This window comes from Granulicella sp. 5B5 (genome assembly GCF_014083945.1).
In the GTDB taxonomy this organism is placed as follows: domain Bacteria; phylum Acidobacteriota; class Terriglobia; order Terriglobales; family Acidobacteriaceae; genus Granulicella.
In genome coordinates this window covers 2,201,657-2,220,161 of record NZ_CP046444.1, presented here as the reverse complement: position 1 = coordinate 2,220,161, position 18,505 = coordinate 2,201,657, and the positions used below count along the sequence as shown (strand labels likewise).

Annotated in this window: 17 protein-coding genes; 5 read left to right on the top strand and 12 right to left on the bottom strand. The window is 61.5% G+C overall.

Annotated elements, in window-relative coordinates:
* Window positions 1-7 precede the first annotated feature (7 nt).
* A complete protein-coding gene (gene hemB / locus GOB94_RS09310; protein ID WP_182275671.1) occupies window positions 8-994 on the top strand; it encodes a porphobilinogen synthase in 987 nt (328 codons plus the stop codon).
* 158 nt (window positions 995-1,152) lie between these two features.
* Here hemB and GOB94_RS09305 read toward each other — a convergent pair whose 3' ends face one another.
* From GOB94_RS09305 to GOB94_RS09295, 3 genes are all read right to left on the bottom strand, one after another.
* Window positions 1,153-2,127: a nucleoside hydrolase gene (locus GOB94_RS09305; protein WP_182275670.1), complete on the bottom strand. Its 975-nt coding sequence runs from the start codon at window positions 2,125-2,127 to the stop codon at window positions 1,153-1,155.
* 38 nt (window positions 2,128-2,165) lie between these two features.
* Window positions 2,166-4,976, bottom strand: a complete 2,811-nt coding sequence (locus GOB94_RS09300; RefSeq protein WP_255483792.1) for a hypothetical protein — start codon at window positions 4,974-4,976, stop codon at window positions 2,166-2,168.
* 124 nt (window positions 4,977-5,100) lie between these two features.
* Window positions 5,101-5,544: a lysozyme gene (locus GOB94_RS09295; protein ID WP_182275669.1), complete on the bottom strand. Its 444-nt coding sequence runs from the start codon at window positions 5,542-5,544 to the stop codon at window positions 5,101-5,103.
* 155 nt (window positions 5,545-5,699) lie between these two features.
* Between GOB94_RS09295 and lpdA the strand changes: the two genes are divergently transcribed.
* Window positions 5,700-7,163, top strand: coding sequence for a dihydrolipoyl dehydrogenase (gene lpdA, locus GOB94_RS09290; protein ID WP_182275668.1), 1,464 nt, complete (start codon window positions 5,700-5,702; stop codon window positions 7,161-7,163).
* A 42-nt stretch (window positions 7,164-7,205) separates the two neighbouring features.
* On the opposite strand, the gene GOB94_RS09285 is transcribed toward lpdA, so the two are convergent.
* Both GOB94_RS09285 and GOB94_RS09280 read right to left on the bottom strand, forming a co-directional pair.
* Window positions 7,206-7,652, bottom strand: a complete 447-nt coding sequence (locus tag GOB94_RS09285; protein WP_182275667.1) for a hypothetical protein — start codon at window positions 7,650-7,652, stop codon at window positions 7,206-7,208.
* Window positions 7,652-8,083, bottom strand: coding sequence for a type II toxin-antitoxin system antitoxin SocA domain-containing protein (locus tag GOB94_RS09280; protein ID WP_182275666.1), 432 nt, complete (start codon window positions 8,081-8,083; stop codon window positions 7,652-7,654). Before GOB94_RS09280 ends, GOB94_RS09285 begins: the two co-directional genes overlap by 1 nt.
* A gap of 144 nt (window positions 8,084-8,227) precedes the next feature.
* On the opposite strand from GOB94_RS09280, the gene lipB reads away from it, so the two are divergent.
* The 3 genes from lipB (at window position 8,228) to GOB94_RS09265 (ending at window position 12,195) form a co-directional block, all read left to right on the top strand.
* Complete coding sequence (gene lipB, locus GOB94_RS09275; protein ID WP_182275665.1) at window positions 8,228-8,959, top strand: lipoyl(octanoyl) transferase LipB; 732 nt, start codon at window positions 8,228-8,230, stop codon at window positions 8,957-8,959.
* Between the two features lie 137 nt (window positions 8,960-9,096).
* Entirely contained in the window at window positions 9,097-10,713 is a 1,617-nt protein-coding gene (gene sucB / locus GOB94_RS09270) for a 2-oxoglutarate dehydrogenase, E2 component, dihydrolipoamide succinyltransferase (RefSeq protein WP_182275664.1), read from the top strand.
* A gap of 147 nt (window positions 10,714-10,860) precedes the next feature.
* Window positions 10,861-12,195 (top strand): alpha-amylase domain-containing protein, encoded by a 1,335-nt coding sequence (locus GOB94_RS09265; protein ID WP_182275663.1) that lies wholly within the window; start codon window positions 10,861-10,863, stop codon window positions 12,193-12,195.
* 10 nt (window positions 12,196-12,205) lie between these two features.
* On the opposite strand, the gene GOB94_RS09260 is transcribed toward GOB94_RS09265, so the two are convergent.
* The 7 genes from GOB94_RS09260 to GOB94_RS09230 all read right to left on the bottom strand — a co-directional run bounded on the left by GOB94_RS09260 (window position 12,206) and on the right by GOB94_RS09230 (window position 18,424).
* A complete protein-coding gene (locus tag GOB94_RS09260) occupies window positions 12,206-12,427 on the bottom strand; it encodes a hypothetical protein (protein ID WP_182275662.1) in 222 nt (73 codons plus the stop codon).
* A 17-nt stretch (window positions 12,428-12,444) separates the two neighbouring features.
* Window positions 12,445-14,817 carry a hypothetical protein gene (locus GOB94_RS09255; protein WP_182275661.1) on the bottom strand — a complete coding sequence of 791 codons (2,373 nt, stop codon included), beginning with the start codon at window positions 14,815-14,817 and terminating at the stop codon, window positions 12,445-12,447.
* Between the two features lie 15 nt (window positions 14,818-14,832).
* Window positions 14,833-15,777, bottom strand: coding sequence for a hypothetical protein (locus GOB94_RS09250; protein ID WP_255483789.1), 945 nt, complete (start codon window positions 15,775-15,777; stop codon window positions 14,833-14,835).
* Entirely contained in the window at window positions 15,774-16,280 is a 507-nt protein-coding gene (locus tag GOB94_RS09245) for a hypothetical protein (protein ID WP_182275660.1), read from the bottom strand. The genes GOB94_RS09250 and GOB94_RS09245 overlap by 4 nt, the downstream gene beginning before the upstream one ends.
* A 34-nt stretch (window positions 16,281-16,314) precedes the next feature.
* The gene (locus GOB94_RS09240; protein WP_182275659.1) at window positions 16,315-16,716 is read right to left on the bottom strand and encodes a hypothetical protein; all 402 of its coding nucleotides are present in this window, start codon (window positions 16,714-16,716) and stop codon (window positions 16,315-16,317) included.
* A 2-nt stretch (window positions 16,717-16,718) separates the two neighbouring features.
* Complete coding sequence (locus GOB94_RS09235) at window positions 16,719-17,351, bottom strand: hypothetical protein (RefSeq protein ID WP_182275658.1); 633 nt, start codon at window positions 17,349-17,351, stop codon at window positions 16,719-16,721.
* A gap of 101 nt (window positions 17,352-17,452) precedes the next feature.
* Complete coding sequence (locus GOB94_RS09230) at window positions 17,453-18,424, bottom strand: hypothetical protein (protein ID WP_182275657.1); 972 nt, start codon at window positions 18,422-18,424, stop codon at window positions 17,453-17,455.
* Between the last annotated feature and the right edge of the window lie 81 nt (window positions 18,425-18,505).

Sequence of the window (18,505 nt, the reverse complement as noted above, 5' to 3'; positions counted from 1 at the left end):
AGAGAGCATGGAGTTCCCGGCAACACGACTGCGGCGGCTGCGCTCAACCCCTGCCATGCGCTCTCTGGTGCGCGAGACGCACCTTCATCCCGGCGCGCTGATCTATCCGCTCTTCATCTGCGAGGGCAGCGGCGTGCGCAAGCCCATCGGCTCAATGCCCGGTGTCTTCAACCTCTCCATCGACGAGGCATTGAAGGAGGTCGAGGCGTGCGCGGCGCTTGGTGTCGGCGGTCTGCTGCTCTTTGGTCTTCCAGAGCAGAAGGACGAGCTGGGCAGTGGCGCCTATGCCAGCGACGGTATCGTGCAACGCGCGCTACGGGCGATCAAGGCGACCAAAGCTGCCGAGTCGCTAGTGACGATTGCGGATGTCTGCCTGTGCGAGTACACCTCGCATGGGCATTGCGGTGTTGTGGCCCGTGACGGCGAGCATTACATGGTTGAGAACGACTCCAGCGTTGCACTGCTGGCGAAGACGGCTGCCTCGCTGGCAGAGGCTGGTGCGGACATCGTGGCTCCGAGCGACATGATGGATGGACGCATCGCGGCGATGCGCATGGCGTTGGATGATGCAGGCAAGCAGAACACGCCGATCATGAGTTATGCCTCCAAGTTTGCCTCGGCGTTCTATGGTCCGTTCCGCGAGGCGGCGGACTCGGCCCCGCAGTTTGGAGACCGTCGCACGTACCAGATGGATGGTGCCAACCTGCGGGAAGCGATGCGCGAGATCGAGCAGGACATCGCCGAGGGCGCTGACATGCTGCTGATGAAGCCTGCGATGCCGTACCTGGATGTGGTGCGCGAGGCGCGGAACCGCTACGATCTGCCGATGGGTGCCTATCAGGTTTCGGGTGAGTACTCGATGCTGCATGCGGCGTTCGAGCGTGGCTGGCTGGAGCCGGAGCGCACAATGCTGGAGAGCCTGTTGAGCATCCGGCGCGCAGGCGCGGACTTTATCGTGACCTACTTTGCCAAGGATGCGGCGAAGTTGTTGTAGCGGCTGACCCCTCCCCCCTCCCTATGTAGATAGGGTGATCTGTACAATCAGTCACTTACGGGGTGATCCCGGGGGTAAGTGGCTGATTCCATATGCAGTTGTGGGTATGATAAGGAATCGATTGGGTTTAGCTCGAAGGACCCGCTGCAGTCTGATCTTCAAGCAGTGAGCGTCGCCATTAGCAGGCGTTTCCAGCCGGGGACGTTGAGCTTCCAGACCACATTCGCCTTACGGCTGCGAGCACGCGCATCCGCCCATACGGGCGCATTGCGGGTATCGCCGGTGGCGTCGAGCTTGTCGACGACCGTCATGCCTCGGGTGAGCGGGCTGGCGGTTTCGATTTCGACAAAGTGGTCGCTGGCTTCGAGAGCCAGCCCCGGTTCCAGTAGCAGCGCCATCGCGACGGGGTCAGGCAGCGAGATGCCGTGTTCGCCAGTCTGCTCGAAGTAGGCCTCGCGGGCGCGGCCATTGCAGCGGATGGCGAACTCTGCGAGTGGCGTGCCGATGGCGAGAACCAGGTCTATGTCATGCGCGTTGAGCACAGCGTCGTAGCGCGAAAGCTGCCACCCGACGAGTTCGACAGGAAGGCCCGAGAGCATGACGATGCGGGCGGCTTCAGGATCGACCCAGATGTTGAACTCCGCGGCGGGCGTGACGTTGCCCTCGCAGCAGGGTGCGCCGCCCATAACCACGCAGCGGCTGATGCTGGCGACGATGCGCGGCTCTCTCGCAATGGCCAGTGCGAGATTTGTGAGCGGGCCGAGGGTGATGACCTCAAGCCCGGGATTGGCGAGCGCGGTGGCGATGATTGCGTCGACAGCGTGCATCGACTCGGCTTTGCGGTGCGAGGGAGCGTAACCGCAGTCGCCGAGGCCATCCATACCGTGAAACCACGTGGCTGTTTCGAGTTCGCGACACAGCGGCTTTGCGGCGCCGGTGTAGACCGGAACCTCAGCGCCGCAGAGCTCTACCGTAACGAGTGCGTTGCGGGTGGCCTGCTCCACCGGGACGTTGCCGGCGACGACAGTGATAGCGGCGACGCAGACATAAGGCGAGCGCAGCGCCATGATGAGCGCAACGGCGTCGTCGGATGCGGTATCGGTGTCGATGAGGACTGTGCGCTGAGGAGGCATGCGGTAAACACATTATCTCTTGCGCGCTGACTCTTCCGTCACAACTGCGGTTGGATCGCTGTCTTAACTGCCGGAGGCGTCGCTGACGCCGTCGACGGCGTTGCGGCAGGCGCGGTGGCCGATGGAGTTGGCGGAGCCTGCGAGGCAATCGACGGTGTGGCCGCAGGCGGTGGCGTCGACGTCGGAGGTGTTGTCGCCGGTGCTACCGATGTTGCAGGCACTTGCGAGGACGGGGCAGAATCCGCCGGTGTTGCAGCAGCCGGAGATGCCTGTGCTGCCGGGGCGGGAGTTGAGGTAGTCGCGGAGGTGGAAGCAGGGGCTGCGGGCGCGGGCTGCGCAGCCGCTGCTGGCGGGGGTGGTGCGGGCTTCGGAATCGGTGTGGGTAGCGTCAGCTTGGCGACGGCAGTTGGGTCATCGCGAAGCTTCAGGTAGAGTGTGCTTCCATCCGCAGGAGTGGGCACCGTGAAGGTACTGTCCGCGAAACCGGTGGGAACATCGGCGGGTTTCGCGAAGTCCTGCGCGGCACCAAAAGACTGCACGAGGAAGAAGTTGTCGCCGTTGACGGTGCAGGTGGGTGCGTCCGCTGTGGTGCAGTTGACGGCGGTGATCTGCGGTGTGCGGACGAGCTTGCCGAGCGGCGTCCAGTCACCGGGAGTGCCGTCGGCGGCCACGGGCCGCATTTGCAGCGGGCCGAAGGCGGACTGCCCGAAGGCCTTGAGCGGATCGAGCGTGGCGACCACGGTGTGCTCGTCCTGCAGGACGAGGTCGTTGTCGGCGAGCGAAAGCGTCGTGTCCGCGGTGCCGTCCGCGGTAGCTACCTCGATCTTCTGATTGCGCGGGAATATCTCTTTGGTCTGCACAACGAAGGTGAGCTTGCCGTTGAGCGGGATGTCGTCCGTGGCGCCGAGCGTGACGGGGATAGCGCCTGCCTGCTGCGCCGGCGTTGCGTGGAAGGAGAGCAGCTGGAGGCCGGGACGCGGTGCTTCGGCGTAGACCTTCACCTTCATGGTGCGGCCGTCCTTGAGCTTGACGACGGCCTCAGAGCCTTTGGCGGGTGAGACGGCATCCTTGGCTTCGAGGTGCACCATGCTGTCGCTGTTGGCATCGCCGGTGGGGGTAAAGTTCTGCTTGTCGAGCTCGACGGAGACGACGTTGTCGAGGCCCGAGCCGGTGAGTTCCGCGGTGTCGTCGCCGGTGTGGATCTTGAGGCTGTCCATGTGGATGGCGGCGTTATAGGCCGTGAGCGGGACGCGGTCTGCCGTGGCGTCTCCGTACTGGCGGATGCCGAGCGAGTAACCGCCGGGCTGCACCTTCTTGAGCGAGACATCGAGCGCGAGCGTGTTCGGCTTGTCCTTGTCGCTGTCATCGGTGGCAGGTTTGAAGCTGACGGTGACATCTTTATTTTTGTTGTCGGTGAGCGCGACCTTCTGGACGCAGGCGGTGCCTTCGCCGGTGAGCGTGAGATGGTTGTCCTGGCCGGCCATCAGCTGCGTGTCGCCGACGATCTTCCAACCCTTGCCATCGACCTGCTGCAGCTTGAGCGTGGGGCCGGTGAAGGGGTCGAAGCCCCAGTAGCCGCTGATCGTGCCGGTGATGTCGAGATCGGAACTGCTGCCCAGCTTGTTGCCGGACGCGCTGGTGGCATCCTCGCTTGTGCGATCGTTGACGAGCCTCAGGGCCTTGCGCGCTTCTTCCTTGGTGACGATCAGACCGCCTTCGAAGGCGTCAGGCTTGAGCGGAATGTCGGTGGGAGCGCCGGTGCGGTTGAGGTGCAGGATGATGTCGTGCGCGAAGTTGGTGGAGAAGACGAGCGGTGCACCCTCAAGCTGCAGGGCCATCTTCGGCTGCAGGAGGCAGGCGACCTCGTCGGGGTCATGCGGCTTTAGCGGCGGCAGCTTGGCAGGCTGGATGGCAGGCAGGCCAACCACGATGACCGACTTTGGGTTGACAAACGATGGCGGCGCATTGAGCTTCAGGTTGATCGTTGCATCGTCTGGGAAGCTGAGGCCGGGGATGTACTGATACTGCGCCGTGCGCATGAGGCTGACGAGGTGAACGAGGTCGATGACGGTGCCGACGTAGGCCGAATAGATTCCGCCGCCGGCCTGCTGCGTGAGCGAGGCACTGTTGATCAGGTCCGACGATGCGCCGGAGGAGAGCGCGTCCGCGATGCTCTGGCCGTGGCCGTCGGTGAGAATGACGGGCTCACTCGACTGGGTGAGGCACGTGACCTGCTGCTCGACGGGCTGCTTGAAGCAGTCTGCATTGGGCTTGAGGGCGAGGGTAGCGGCGAGCTTGGCAGAGTGGTCGGCAATCGCCTTGGGATCGTTCTGTGTAACGGTCTTCATGGCATCAAGATAGTGCTCAATGCGCTGTTGCTCGAAGGACGACTCGTTGAGGTCGGCGTCGGCGCGGATGAAGATGCCGGGGCGGCCTTTGACGGCGGAGCGCAGCGTCTTGAAGTCGCCGCCGGTCTCGGGCGCGATGAAGAGGATGGCCTGCTGCGCCTCGTCCGGGACGACAATGGTGGTGCCCTCCTTGGTCTTCTTCTTGTCCCAGGTGTCGATCTCGGTGAACCAGCTGTCGGGCGGCTCGTTGGTGGTGCCGCGCAGGAAGGCCACGATGATCAGCAGATGGTTGGACTGCGTCTGCGGGAGGTCGGCCTTGATCCAGAGCTTGTCGCCAGGTTGCAGGTTGGGGACCTCGGCGATGGGCAGGGTGTCGTTGCCGCGCGTGACGCGGATGTCGAGCTTGGGGCCGGTGAGATCGAACTTGGAGGGGTCCGCATGCAGGGCCGTGCAGAACGAGAGAGCGAGAAGGCAGAGAGCGAACTTGATCTGGCGCGTCACGATATTCAGTTTGACGCAAATGGGGTCTAGCGCGGTTGCGATGATGGGTTTATATTCGCGGCGGTGGCTAACTTACTGTAGACGCGTGGCTTAGATATTTGCTCGATGCTCATGCGACGCTCGGCTATGACGAGGCGATGAATCGCTCCGCCTCAGCCTTGCGGCGACGGACGAGGCCAGAGACAACTTCTCCGCCTGCGTGTACCCAGAGAGCGAACTGCCCGGCCGCTTGCGCGTAGTCGCCGAGATTGACCAGGCGCAGCAGGGTCGAACTGAGAAGATTGCCGCGGCCAGCGTTGAAACAGAAGTCCACGAGCGCGTCGAAATGCCCCTGCGTGATGGGCACGTTGACCGCACGGTTGACACAGGCGACAGCAGCTGCGAGATCGGCGTGCAACAGGGCTTCGGCTTCGGCTTCGGTGATGGTCTTGCCGGGGATGACGTCCTGGCCGGTGTGGCCGTAACCAATGGTCCAGATGCCGGCGCAGTCCTGGTAAGCGTTGAGACGAAGGCCCTCGAAGGACCTAGTCATCTGGAAGCCAGCGTCGGAGTAAGTGAAGTGGTTCATGCGTGCGCACCTCCTTGCGGGCGCGGGTGGTTTGCATCGGCAGCCGGTACTCGCACATCCAATACGGTTGGTTAAGGCAGCGGCGATACACTAAGTTGTCGAAGACAAGCGCTACGGTTTTGCGCCGGCGCACCTGAAGAATGGAGCGAATTCCCTTGGCAGATACGGTTTACGACCTTGCAATCCTTGGCGGCGGCCCCGCCGGTTACACCTGCGGCATCCGCGCAGCACAGCTCGGCCTGAAGGTCGCAATCATCGAGAAGACCGACAAGCTGGGCGGCACGTGCCTGCACTGGGGCTGCATCCCGACCAAGGCCATGCTGTTTTCAGCCGAGGTGTGGGATCACCTGAAGCACGCCGAAAGCTACGGCATCGACGGCGTGAGCGCGCCGAAGCTGAATTGGGACAACCTGCTGAAGCGCAAGAACGACATCGTCACGAAGCACACCAAGGGCCTCGACTTCCTGATGAAGAAGAACAAGATCACCGTGGTGCGCGGGCATGGCCGTTTGACCGGGCCAGCGCAGGCGGGTGTGTTTACCGTCTCCGTGACCGATGAAGATAAGGGCAAGGGCCGCGACCTGCAGGCCGAAGGCTACACGCAGCAGACCGTCACCGAGGTGAAGGCCAAGAAGGTCGTGCTCGCTACGGGCTCCGACGCCCGCATGTTGCCGGGCTATCAGGCCGACGACACGATCCTGACCAACATGCAGATTCTGACTCTGCCCGCGATGCCGAAGTCGCTGATCGTGATCGGCTCGGGCGCAGTTGGCGTTGAGTTCGCTTCCGTCTTCAAGAGCTTTGGCGCCGAGGTGACGATCCTCGAAGCCCTGCCACGCATCGTGCCGGTAGAGGATGAAGAGATCTCCAAGGAGCTGACGCGGCTGTACAAGAAGCGCGGCATCGAGGTGAACACCGGCTGCAAGGTCGAGAAGATCGAGAAGACTGCTGCTGGTGCAACGGTCACGTATGTCGACGCGGCGGGTAAGACACAGACCAAGGACGCCGAGAAGGTGCTGGTCGCCGTAGGTCGTGGGCCACGCACGTATGACGCCGGTCTCGACAAGGTGAAGATCCAGCTCGATCGCGGTTTTGTGCCGGTGAACGAGTGGATGGAGACCACTGAGCCAGGCGTGTACGCGATCGGCGACGTCGTCGCCGGGCTGCCGCAACTGGCGCATGTAGGCGCAATGGCCGGCGTGGTCGTCGCGAGCAAGCTCGCCGGCAAGTATGCACGGGCTGTGCGCAAGGACCGAGTCCCAGGCTGCACCTACTGCGACCCGCAGATTGGCAGCGCGGGCCTAACCGAAGCGCAAGCCAAGGAGAAGGGCTACCAGGTGAAGGTCGGCAAGTTCCCGTTCGTCGGCAACTCGAAGGCCACCATCCTCGATGCGCACGACGGCTTTGTGAAGGTCGTCAGCGACGCGAAGTATGGCGAGGTATTGGGCGTGCACATCATCGGGCCGAACGCCACCGAACTGATCGCCGAGTGCGTCACCGCGATGGAGCTTGAAGCGACTGTGGAAGAGATGATGTTCACCATCCACGCACACCCAACGCTGAGCGAGAGCCTGCTGGATGGCTTCTCGAGCGTCGAGGGCATGGCGATCAACGTGTAGATATAGTACGACCCCGATAGATTAGTTGCTTATCGGGTCGTACTAAGTGCGCGGAACTTCCCAAATCAGGTGCTGGGGATCCCAGAATAGTACCTGATAGGCGCCTTCAGACAGTATTCCCCATATGCGTTCTGAACCGGATAATCGGAGAGTCCATAGATATGGTTGATCTGGCATGTTTTCTGCCATCCACTTCCGCGCTATCGGACACTTCAATTGATCAGACTGAATCCGGTGATTGAAACGAGCATCCCGAACAAATAATTCCTTCCAGCTATTCTTTTCAAAGACAGCCAGCTTTACTTTAATCTGCGATGCATCATTGGCACTGATCTCATGCCAACCATAAGGATCAGTCAGCTGAATTTTGGCAACGCGCCAAGCTGCCTTCCGATCATCATAGAGCGATGGTTCCGAAGCGATTTTGGGATTTTTTTCTCCAGAAGGGACTTCTCTCGCTTTAGGCTTCTTATCCCTCTTCGCGCACATTAGACAAGGCTACCGTAATAGTCCCGCATCGCTGCCTTAGTGATTTCCTTATCGCTTTTTTCTCCAGGAGCTATTCCCTTACGGGCATCTATCCATGGCCGCTCTTTGTGCGTCAGTTCGCTCAAATAGAAACCATCTCTGTCGCCGTAAAAGCGAAGGACCGCATCAACTGTTTCGCGCTCGTTCTTGGTCAAGGCCGATTTGTCCCCTTCAAGCGCACAGCTAATCTTGTATTTACCTTGATAGGTTTTGAAGACCTTGCGAACGACAGGGCCATTAGCCCACGCTTCTATCTTGGGACTAAATAGGGGCTTTTCATCCCAAACTAATGACCACGCTTGGGAGTAATAAAGAAGTTTCTGAAGCTTCATAGCGTCAACCGAGCGCAACTTGGCGATGATGTACGCTGCAACATCATGAACTCTAGCCATAAATTATCCTTTCGGTCGATACCGAAATCCCATTAGTACAGTCGGCTATACAAAGTATAGCCGACTGTGTCAAGCCGCCCGAGCACATGTGTTCGGAATTAATCTGTTAACATCGTGCTGTGCTCGAGCAACTCCTTTAGCTCAATGTACATGCACCTACTCCAACTCGGGCGAATTCCTTATTCTGAAGGAATTCGGGTGATGAACGACGTCGTCGCAGCACGCAAAGCGCAGCGCATCGGCGACACACTGCTGCTGATGGAGCATCCGCCGGTGCTGACGCTCGGGCGAAACGCTACTCGAGCCAACATCCTGGCCAGCGATGAGGCGCTCGCGCAGCGCGGCGTCGAGATCCACGAGATCAACCGCGGCGGCGATGTGACCTACCACGGCCCGGGGCAGCTGGTGGGCTACCCGATCTTCGACCTGCGCGGCGATCTGCCCGGTAAGCGCGGCCCGCATCTCGGACCCGTAGACTTCGTCCGGCTGATGGAAGAAGCCCTGATACTGACCTGCAAGGACTTCGGTGTACCGGCGCAACGCATCTGCAAACTGACCGGCGTTTGGACGTTGCCTGGCGGCTCCGTCCGCGAGAAGAAGATCGCCGCCATCGGCGTCCACGTGTCACAGGCGGTGACCTCGCACGGCTTTGCGCTGAACGTGACCACCGATCTGCGTGACTTCGGCTGGATCGTACCCTGCGGCATCACCGATAAGGGCGTAACCTCGCTGGAGCTGGAGTCGGCGCAGGAGCCGCCGCCAACCCTGGAGCGCGCGGGCAACAGCACGGCAGCAAACTTTGGGCGGGTCTTCCAGCGGCAGATGATTGCGGTGGAGTCCGCCGAGGAGCTTCTTGCCGTTGGAGCTGCAAGTTAAGCGCACCGCTTCTATACTGAACAGTATGGAACTCGGCGATTTTGCAGCCAGAGATTGTTTTACCGCCGTATAATCCGAGTGTTGCGCCTTGAGCACTGCCAGGAGCGCTGTAAATCGCCGCGGAGACCCTACTTTTTATGCCGATTGATGTCGTAATGCCCCAGATGGGCGAGTCCATCACCGAAGGAACCCTGACCAAGTGGCTGAAGAAGCCGGGCGATACGGTCGCGCGGGACGAGCCGCTGTTTGAGATCTCCACCGACAAGGTGGACGCCGAGATTCCCTCGCCCGCGGCCGGTGTTCTGGGCGCAATCAAGGTCGAAGAGGGCGCGACAGTGACGGTCGGCACGGTAGTCTGCGCGATTGAAGAGGCCGGTTCAGCACCCGCAGCCGCCCCCAAGGCAGAGACTGTAACGCCTGCCGCTACGACCACGGCTGCGAGCGATGCGGCGGTTCCGGCCCCGGCCCCTGAAGCAGCGGCTGGCCCCGGCACCGAGGTGCCGATGCCGCAGATGGGCGAGTCCATCACCGAGGGCACGCTGACCAAGTGGCTGAAGAAGGTCGGCGACACGGTATCTCGCGATGAACCCATCTTCGAGATCTCCACCGACAAGGTGGACGCCGAGATCCCTTCGCCCGTGGCCGGTACGTTGACCGAAATTCGCGTGCAGGAAGGCCAGACCGTTACGGTCGGCTCGATCGTTGCGGTGATTGGCGGTGGCGCAGCAGCCCCTGCGGCAAAGGCGGCTCCGGCTGCACCCGTTGCGGCACCAACCCCCGCTCCTGCCGCGCCTGCGGCTTCAGCAGCCTCTGCATCGGCTGGCGAGGCCCCGCGTTCGTCGCCGCTGGTGCGCAAGATCGCCTCGGAGAACAACGTCGACCTCACAACTGTTCCCGGCACTGGCGCTTCCGGCCGCATCACCAAGCAGGACATCCTGGGGCACCTGGAAGGTGGCGCACCGGCTGCTGTTCCGGCACTGGCTGCTGCCGCACCGGTTGCAGCGAAACCCGCTGCGTCGGCCCCTGCCGCTCCCGTCTCTGCACCGACACCAGGTGAGCTGGTTCCGCTCTCGAAGATGCGCTCCATCATCGCGAAACGCATGGTCGAGAGCAAGGCCACCAGCCCGCATGTCCACACCGTCTTCAAGGTGGACATGACGCGCATCGTGAAGCTGCGGGAAAAAGAGAAGAACAAGTATGAGCAGCGCAACGGCGTAAAGCTGACCTACATGCCGTTCATCACACGCGCGGCCGTGCAGGCGCTGCGCAAGCATCCGATCGTCAACGCGTCGATGCAAGGCGAGGCGATCCTTTACAACAAGAACATCAACATCGGCATCGCGGTCGCGCTGGAGTGGGGTCTGATCGTCCCCGTCATCAAGCAGACGGAGGAGAAGAGCTTCCTCGGTATTGCTCGTGCGATCGTCGATGTGGCCGACCGTGCGCGCAACAAGAAGCTGGCTCCGGATGAGGTGGCCGGTGGCACGTTCACACTGACCAACTCCGGCATCTTCGGCGAGCAGTTCGGCACGCCCATCATCGCGCAGCCGCAGTCGGCGATCCTGGGCATCGGCGGCATGAACAAGGAGCCCGTGGTGCTGACCGATAAGGACGGCCAGGACACCATCGCGATCCGCACTATCCAGCGGTTCACGCTTGGCTTCGACCATCGCACCATCGACGGCGCGGACGCAGGCAAGTTCATGACCGACTTCAAAAACTATCTCGAGAACTGGTCCGAGGATCTCGGCTAGTCACTGTAACAGCAGGTCACCCACGGCAGGTCCACTACAAGACCTGCCGTTTTACTTTGCGCCATTCGCGCGGCAAGCTGCCAAACGCGCGCGCTCCGCATCCAACCGTGTTGTTACGGCAAGGATAAAGAGAACGGGAGCGGCACGATGGCAGTGATGATGCAAGCGTTCTACTGGGACGCCCCGGCAAAAGAGAACAAGGTGGGTGAATGGTGGAACTACCTTGCCGAGAAGGTGCCGCAGCTCTCCGATTCAGGTTTTGATGCACTGTGGCTGCCGCCGGTCTCCAAGTGCCCAACGCAGAGCTCGAACGGCTACGATCCTTACGACTACTTTGACCTCGGCGACATCGATCAAAAGGGTTCAGTGAAGACAGCTTACGGCAATCGTGCCGAGCTGGAGCGGCTGATCAAAGCTCTCCACGACCGCTCGATGGGAGCGATCGCCGACATGGTGATCAATCACAACTCCGGCGCGGACGAGGAAGAGCTGAACCCTCTCGACGGGCAGAAGCGATGGACGAAATTCAACCCGAAGAGCGGCAAGTTTCCGCGCGATTGGAACTGCTTTCATCCCAGCCGCTACGAGCAGGCGATGCGGGAAGGCGAGAACTTTGCCGGCTTCCCGCACCTGTGCCACCGCAACCCGCGCGTGTATGAGGCGATGTACGAATATGCGCGGATGATGATTGAAGACCTGGACTTCGACGGCTTCCGTTTCGACTTTGTAAAAGGCTTCGGCGCATGGATGATCGGCCTGCTGGCCAAGTATCAGTATCAGAAGAAGGACGGCCGCGAGTTTACGCCGTTCGTCGTCGGCGAGTACTGGTCCGGCCCAGGAGACATCGAAGGCTGGCTCGACCGCATCCGCGCCGTGACCGACAAGCAGATCGCCGCGTTCGACTTTCCGCTGCGTTACAAGCTGAAGGACGTCTGCGATCAACTGGGCTACAGCCTGATGAACCTGACCGATGGCAAAAGCGTCGTCGCCGCGAGGCCGTTCAATGCAGTGACGTTCGTCGAAAACCACGACATGGGCGGCAACGAGATCGTGAACGACAAGATGCTCGCCTACTCCTTCATTCTGACCGGTGACGGCTATCCATGCGTCTTCTGGTACGACTACTTCAACTGCGAGTTGGCGCGTCCCAACATGCCGAACGGCATCGACGCGCTGGTTGCCGCTCACCACGCCCACGCCGGCGGCGAGTCATCCATACTCCACGTCGATCCAGATCTGTACATCATGCAGCGCGGTGGCAATGAGGGCCAGAGCGGACTGGTGTATGTGTTGAACAACCTGGGCGACAAGTGGAGTGGCACCTCCGTCAAGACACGTTGGCAGAGCCAGCGGTTCAAGCCCGTCGCATGGGACGGCCACGACACGGCGCACCCCGACGAGCGCACCACCGATGCCGATGGCAACGCTGAGTTTCCTGCTCCACCTCGCGGCTACTGCGTGTACGCGCCAGCGAACGACTAGCTGTACACGGCTAATGCCGCTCGGTCCAGTATGCAATCACCACATGCACAACCGTGAGGACCGCGCCGAAGGCCGCACCCAACCCCTTCAACTGCTGCACACTGCGCTCATGGGCTTCTACGCGCGCTTCCAGCTGGTTCAGCCTGCCCGGTTGCCCAATCCCCATGAGATGTTGCATCTGCGCTTTTAGCGCACTAAGCTCCTGCAACACCTGACTCTCAAAATCCGTCATACCTTCCCCTGCCCTTCTCAGCTCACTGGAGCATTCGTGAACACAACACTGGAAAATCGCGAGTAGACGGGAGGCGTGCTCGCGTCGTACATGCGGACAAAATACTGTTCAAGTTGGCTCGCGCGTGGAATGGAGAACGAACGCACTGGGCTCCGCATAACGAGGTCGGCTGCGTCGACACCGGCCCCGAACAGCCAGTCTCTGCGCCTGATCTCGAACCCGCCACCCGCCGGTGGCGTTGTGCCTGTATCAATTTGCAGTACAGAAGTGGTAAGGTTCGTCACCGTGAGCTGTTGCAGATTCGCAAGCACCTGCCCCGGTGCAGAAGCGGCAATAGATGGAAACCACGCGTTGGCAGCAATACGCTCGCTCAACCTGAGACCTATTCCATCGGCCCACTCGGTGGCCCAATCGTTGGCGAAGGCAATGCGATACTCGATGACCTCGGGTTGCGCGCCACAGTCCTTGGCAACAACACCGCGGACCAGCAGCTGCGTTGTGACGCCGTTGCTGGTGATAGCAAGCACATCGCCTGGCCAGATGTCCTGCGTGGGATTGATAGCTGTATAACTTCCCGCTAGAGCTGCAGACCGGCTGGTAGCAAACGCCAGCACTGCCTGGGCTGCAGCCTCACAGTCCGCAGTACTGCGCGCAACGGGCTGCAGGACTTCGCCAAGCCAGCGGCTGGTGCCCGGCGCATTGGATGAGGACTCACTCGCAATGCTCGACGCGCTTGCAAGCCGCGCTACCGAGCGACGCTGGTTGCGGTAGTAGACAGTGATCCGCTCACCGGCGACAGGCACCCGGCCAGCGAAGAACGTGATTTTGCCGGGCGTGCCTGTCTGCGAGCCGTAGGTCGCGGTGCAATCCACTCCCTGCCCCGCAACACCAATCAGGCGTGTCTGTAGTGTGCCACTCGGCAACGTGCTGACCACCCACATAATGCCCGGCCGCGTGACGCTGACCGATGCAATCGACCCAAAGAGCTGCGTCGCGTTGGCGAGAACAAACGCACAAGTGGCCGGCGAGCTGACAACCGTTCCGCCGACAGCGAAACTATCGTAGAGCACAGTAGCCGGTGTGTTCGAAGCAGTGCCTTCATCGACGAGCTCGAAGACAAGATCCATCGGCGCGGTGACGCCACTGGCGCTACCAAAGCGCTGCACAACACCATCGACCATGCAGTAGTAAGGCTGCATCACGCGCTGCATCTCCACACAATGCAACCGGAGACGCAGTGTGTAGCTGTGGCCCGCAATGGGCGTGAACACCGTTCCAACCTCAACACCATTCACAACAGGAACGACAACCGTGTTGCCCGCGTTCTGCCGCACACGAAAACCTGCGAAGCAGTTGGCCAGCACAGGCGTTCCTTCATACATGCAAGCGAGCATGCCGTCCGAAGCCGCACCGAAGAGAACGCCTCCAAGCTGCGCAACGATCGCGCCACCCATCTCGACAGCATCGAGCGCGCTGATGACGGTCTGCCCATCGTTGCCGTTGCCGCCGTTCATCGTAAGCCCAGCGCCTGTAAGCGAGAAGTGGCTGCCAGGATCGGCCACGGTCCACTGCGTTACGTCGAATGCGGGCTCGTTGAAGCTATCGCGCAGCAACGTCCGTTGCGTCGGACGGAAGGCCGATTCGCGAAGTTCGAAGATAGTGGTCGTGCCATCACCCATGAACTGCTCGCCGATATAAGCTGCGGGCTCTCCCGCGCCGGTGATCGTAACGTCATTGGCAAGCTCACGCACAGCACTCGTCTGCAGCTCGGCGACTGAGAGTGTGCCGTCGGCATCACTGAAGTCATGGACTGTTGCCCCTGCGGGCTGCAGCAGCAACTCCCCGTTGAGAGCGCGATAGCCCGCATAGGCTGCACTCGCAGCGAGCGCGGCATTCTCACTCCAGGAGCTTGCCTTGCCGGGCGTGAAGGAGCCGATGGCCTGCACAGTACCTACGCCGGCGCTGACCGGCAACGCAGGAGCGCCGGGAACACGAGCCGCGAGAATCGCAAGCAGCGCTTCTCCGCTGAGCCCAAGCGATGTTGCGTCATACACAGTGCCGCCAGAGCCCAGGTTGTCGAGCAGCCACTCATCGCTCACGGCCGAGAGCCGTGCGCGATAGACAGGGCCCATCGAGGCCGTGCCAGCGTATATCTGCACCGGCTCTGTCGCGAGATAACCCGTGAAGAGCGCAGTCCCCGCCTGCGTTGTAACTGTGACCCGTCCGCGGCGCGCAGGCAAAGGCAATCCCTCCGCGCCGACGACGATCTCCACCGTGCAACGCGAGGGCTTATTCAGCGCACGCTGCACCGTGATGGGTCCCTCCGGAGCGATGGAACCGGTGTAGTCGACCGGGCCATGTCCATCCAAATTGTCGATCGTTATGAGCACCGTCTCTCCTTGTCGTTACGCGATGACGTAGCTGCGGAAGCAGACCACCGTCTCACCGTCAACGGGGTCCTTCACCGGGAGTGCCCGAAATGCAGCGCCTAGCGCCACTTTTTCGTACCCTCCACTTGATGCGACGTTGGTTTCGGCAGCACCACTGAGCGCCTGCAGGCGTGGGTAGTGCCACAGCACACGCTCTCCCTGCTGGCCTTCGCCGACGAAGAGCGCGGACCACTCCTGGAAGAAGCTCGAGCCCTCACGGTCACAGAAGCCGACAACGGGGCTCGCCTTCATCGCAGACGTGGGAACACCCGCGAGCAGCGCAGTGCGCAGCGTGAGCGCGCCATTGGCAATCGCGGTAATCTGCGAAACGTTGAGCGTGATGCGACGAACATAGTCGACGTCCGTGAGCGCGGTTCTGACATACGCACCGCTGACTCCGCTACCGAGGTAGCCCGTCTGCCCTGAGCAATCGACATCAACGGCAACCCACTGACCTACAGTGAACGCCGCTGCCGCTGCCGTACCAACCTGCAGCACGCTCGCCGTGGAACCGCTCTCGATTGCGACCGCAGATACAGCAGCGGCTCCTGAGCCTTCGGCGGTTGCGCCAGCCGCAGGATGCAACAGGTTCAACTGCTGCGTTCCGCACGAGAGAGAAAGCTGCAGCTTACCCCAGCTTTCAAAGTTCAGGCCGACAGTCGCCTCCACCTCGGTCCGTGCCTGCAAGTAGGTTGTCGCAGGAGCGCCCATCCTTACCGGCAGCACTTTTGTCCCGCTGTGTCTTGCGAACTTGGTGATCCAGCCCAGGTCGATCCACGGGGCCGGCGGTGCGCTGAACGCAAACAGCCCCATCTGTGCCGGATCGAAGATAGTTGGCTGATGTGCAACACGATTCACCGGCGCAAAATATGCACGCACCCGGCGCACAAGCGGCGGCATCGTCTCAATCGAATCACTCACAGTTCACCTGCCTCCTGATAGCTCATGACCACCACCGTCACGGTGCGGGCGAGCCGGTCCTGCTTCACCTCAATCGCTCCAAAAGCGGGCTCGCCCCACCAGATGTTAGCTGCCATCGGTGCGGCAGGCTGGCCATTGGACAGCGGAGTGTAGTTGTTCTTCTGCGCGCTCTGCGGCCACTGGTTCAGCACCGCGAGCAGCTCGCCATCCAGCGCGGCCAGCGTGCGCCCTCGATCCATACCCCCGTTGGCTGACGTACCCGGCGTCTCGTATTCGATGGCGCACGGCAACATCATCAATGGCATACACCCATTGGCATCTGCGCTCATCTGCAACCAGCGAACCCGGAAGCAGTCAGGCAGATGAAACTCCGTAGGAAGCTCGTTTTCTTCCACCAGAATCGCCGGCCGCGTGATGCCGCGCACCACCGTTGTGCGGCCCGGATTCAATGCCGCTATCCGGTTGCGCAACACTTCGTAGAACGTGTCCTTTGCGTTCTGCACATCATCCCCCAGTCTTGAACACCGCGAGTAAGCGTCATCGAGCTGGCGGCTGCAGCGTCAACCAATAGCAGTAGGGCTTGTCCATCGCCTCAGCGGCCACGCAGTTCGTGATCAGGTAGAACACCCCTTCGATCAGCACTCCGGCAGCGGACTGAAACAGCACGTCCGCGGAGTCGTAGGCGAAGCTCTGCACCAGCGCAAGCACAGCAGCAGCCGAAACCATAAGCCGTGTGTTGTTGTTGGCCTTGTGGAAGGCCACCGGCCCCAGCGAGAGCTCTTGAAACTGCGGCGTTGCCAGCCCTAGCTGCTCGGCATCATCGCCGGAGGCTGCAAGACCCGGCATGCGCAACAGCGCGGCGCAACCACTCCCCGTTCGCAACGACGTCTGCGCGATGCGCATTGGGCCATTCGGCGGGCCTTGAGAGATATCAGGCATGGTCATCCCAACCTCTCTGCCACATAAGGCCGAAGGATGGCCTGCACCTGACTATCGAGAAGCGAGTCGCTGAAATACTGCGTCTGCAGCGTGTCCATGCGGCTTGACTTCACATTGAGTCCCGGCGTAGCCTGTGCGTTCTTGACGATCTGCGCGCACGCCACCTTCACGGCATCGGGCACAGTGTTGAGCCCTGCCGTATAAGTGACCTCCGCATAGGCATAACGCAGCCCCATCATGTTCCAGGCAAAACGGAACTCACCTGTAGGCAGGCTGATATCGAGCGTTGAGGTATCAACCGGCACCCATTGGTTAGGCGCTGCAAACGCCGCGAGGTAGGGCCCAGCGAGCAAACCAGGGCCATAACCACCGTACATGTCGCCATCGAATTCATCGCCGAAGCGCGGCCGCGCATACTGCGCCTGTACAGCATCCACGCTGATGAGCGGCGTGTAGCTGAGGCGCACTGTCTGCGCACGCAGTGGCACACGCATCCGCTCGGTATAACTGGCTGCGAGCAGCGAGGGCCGCCTGCAGTAGGCCTCCATCATCGCCGAGGCTGCCGTGACCCACGCATCGGCGGTGTCGGCGCTCAGCCCAAATGCCGCGTAATCTGCGGGCTGTAAGTATCCCATTCGTCTCTCCTGTTGCCCTGCGGCCCATTGTTGCGGGAGTGGTTACAACGCAGCGGAGAGGGACACTCTCCGCTGCGCTGCATAGCTGACTGCGACGCGGATTAGCGGTCGACCAGCACCTGGTAGTGCGCGTAGTTGGCGCCCTTGACCACCGGCGCACCGAACTTGACCACCCCATACTTGCTTGCCAGCGAGCCGGGCAGACCAAGCTGGAAGACGCGCGGGTTGGGATCGCCGAGCCAGTGGTACTCGATCAGGTCTTCGGTGACGATATACGCAGGCAGCACAGCCGAACCCGAGCCCGGGGTCCCTGTATACGGCAGCGTCCACTCCGGGATCAGCGGAATGTCGCCGGCCTGCGTGCTCAGCGTTTTCACTGTCAGTCCGCCTTCTATTGGCTTGGTGTTCAGTACCACATTGAACTCCGCCTTCATCTCGCGGTCGATCAGGTCAAGCAGCACCGGGTTCGCATAGATGGCCGTGGGGCGCACGCCAAAGCTGGTGTTCGACAGCATCTGCGCGATGGTCGACTTCAAGCCATCGACGATCGACTCGCTGGTGCCGATGCTGACCGAGTTGCCGCCCGCGGCAATCTGCCCGGCGATGCCGAAGTACTGCGCCGTCGTCGGCGAGCTCAGGCTGGTGTCCGTGCCATTCCACAACGCGATGTCATGCGTGCGCAGAACGCCATCGACCGTGTCGGTCAGGTCCTTCGCCTGCAGATACGCGAACTGGCTCTGCTGCTTGCCCAGCTCGATATCGAACAGGTTGTAGTTGATCTGCGCAACCAGCGCCTTCAGCGGCACGCTGTGCTCCACGCGCGTGGGCTGCACAAGCGGCGCAACGATGTTGCGCGGGTCGACAAAACCTGCCGACGCAGCAGGCGACGGGATCGCCGTCTCTTCGAAGAAGCGCGAGGGATGTCCGGTCGCGGGCACCTGCTTGATGCGCTGGCCCAGCGGGCCGCGGCGGCGTACCAGGTCCAGGATCTCGGTCTGGTACAAGGGCACTTCAATGGCGCCGGGGCCGATGTAATCCGCTGCCGCGCTGATCTCAGTAAACTTCGGGTTCATTCGTATCTCCTCGTGTTGGTGCAGACATCTCTGTTGGCGGCCTCGCAATGAAAAGGCACAGCGCTCTGCTGTGCCTTCAAC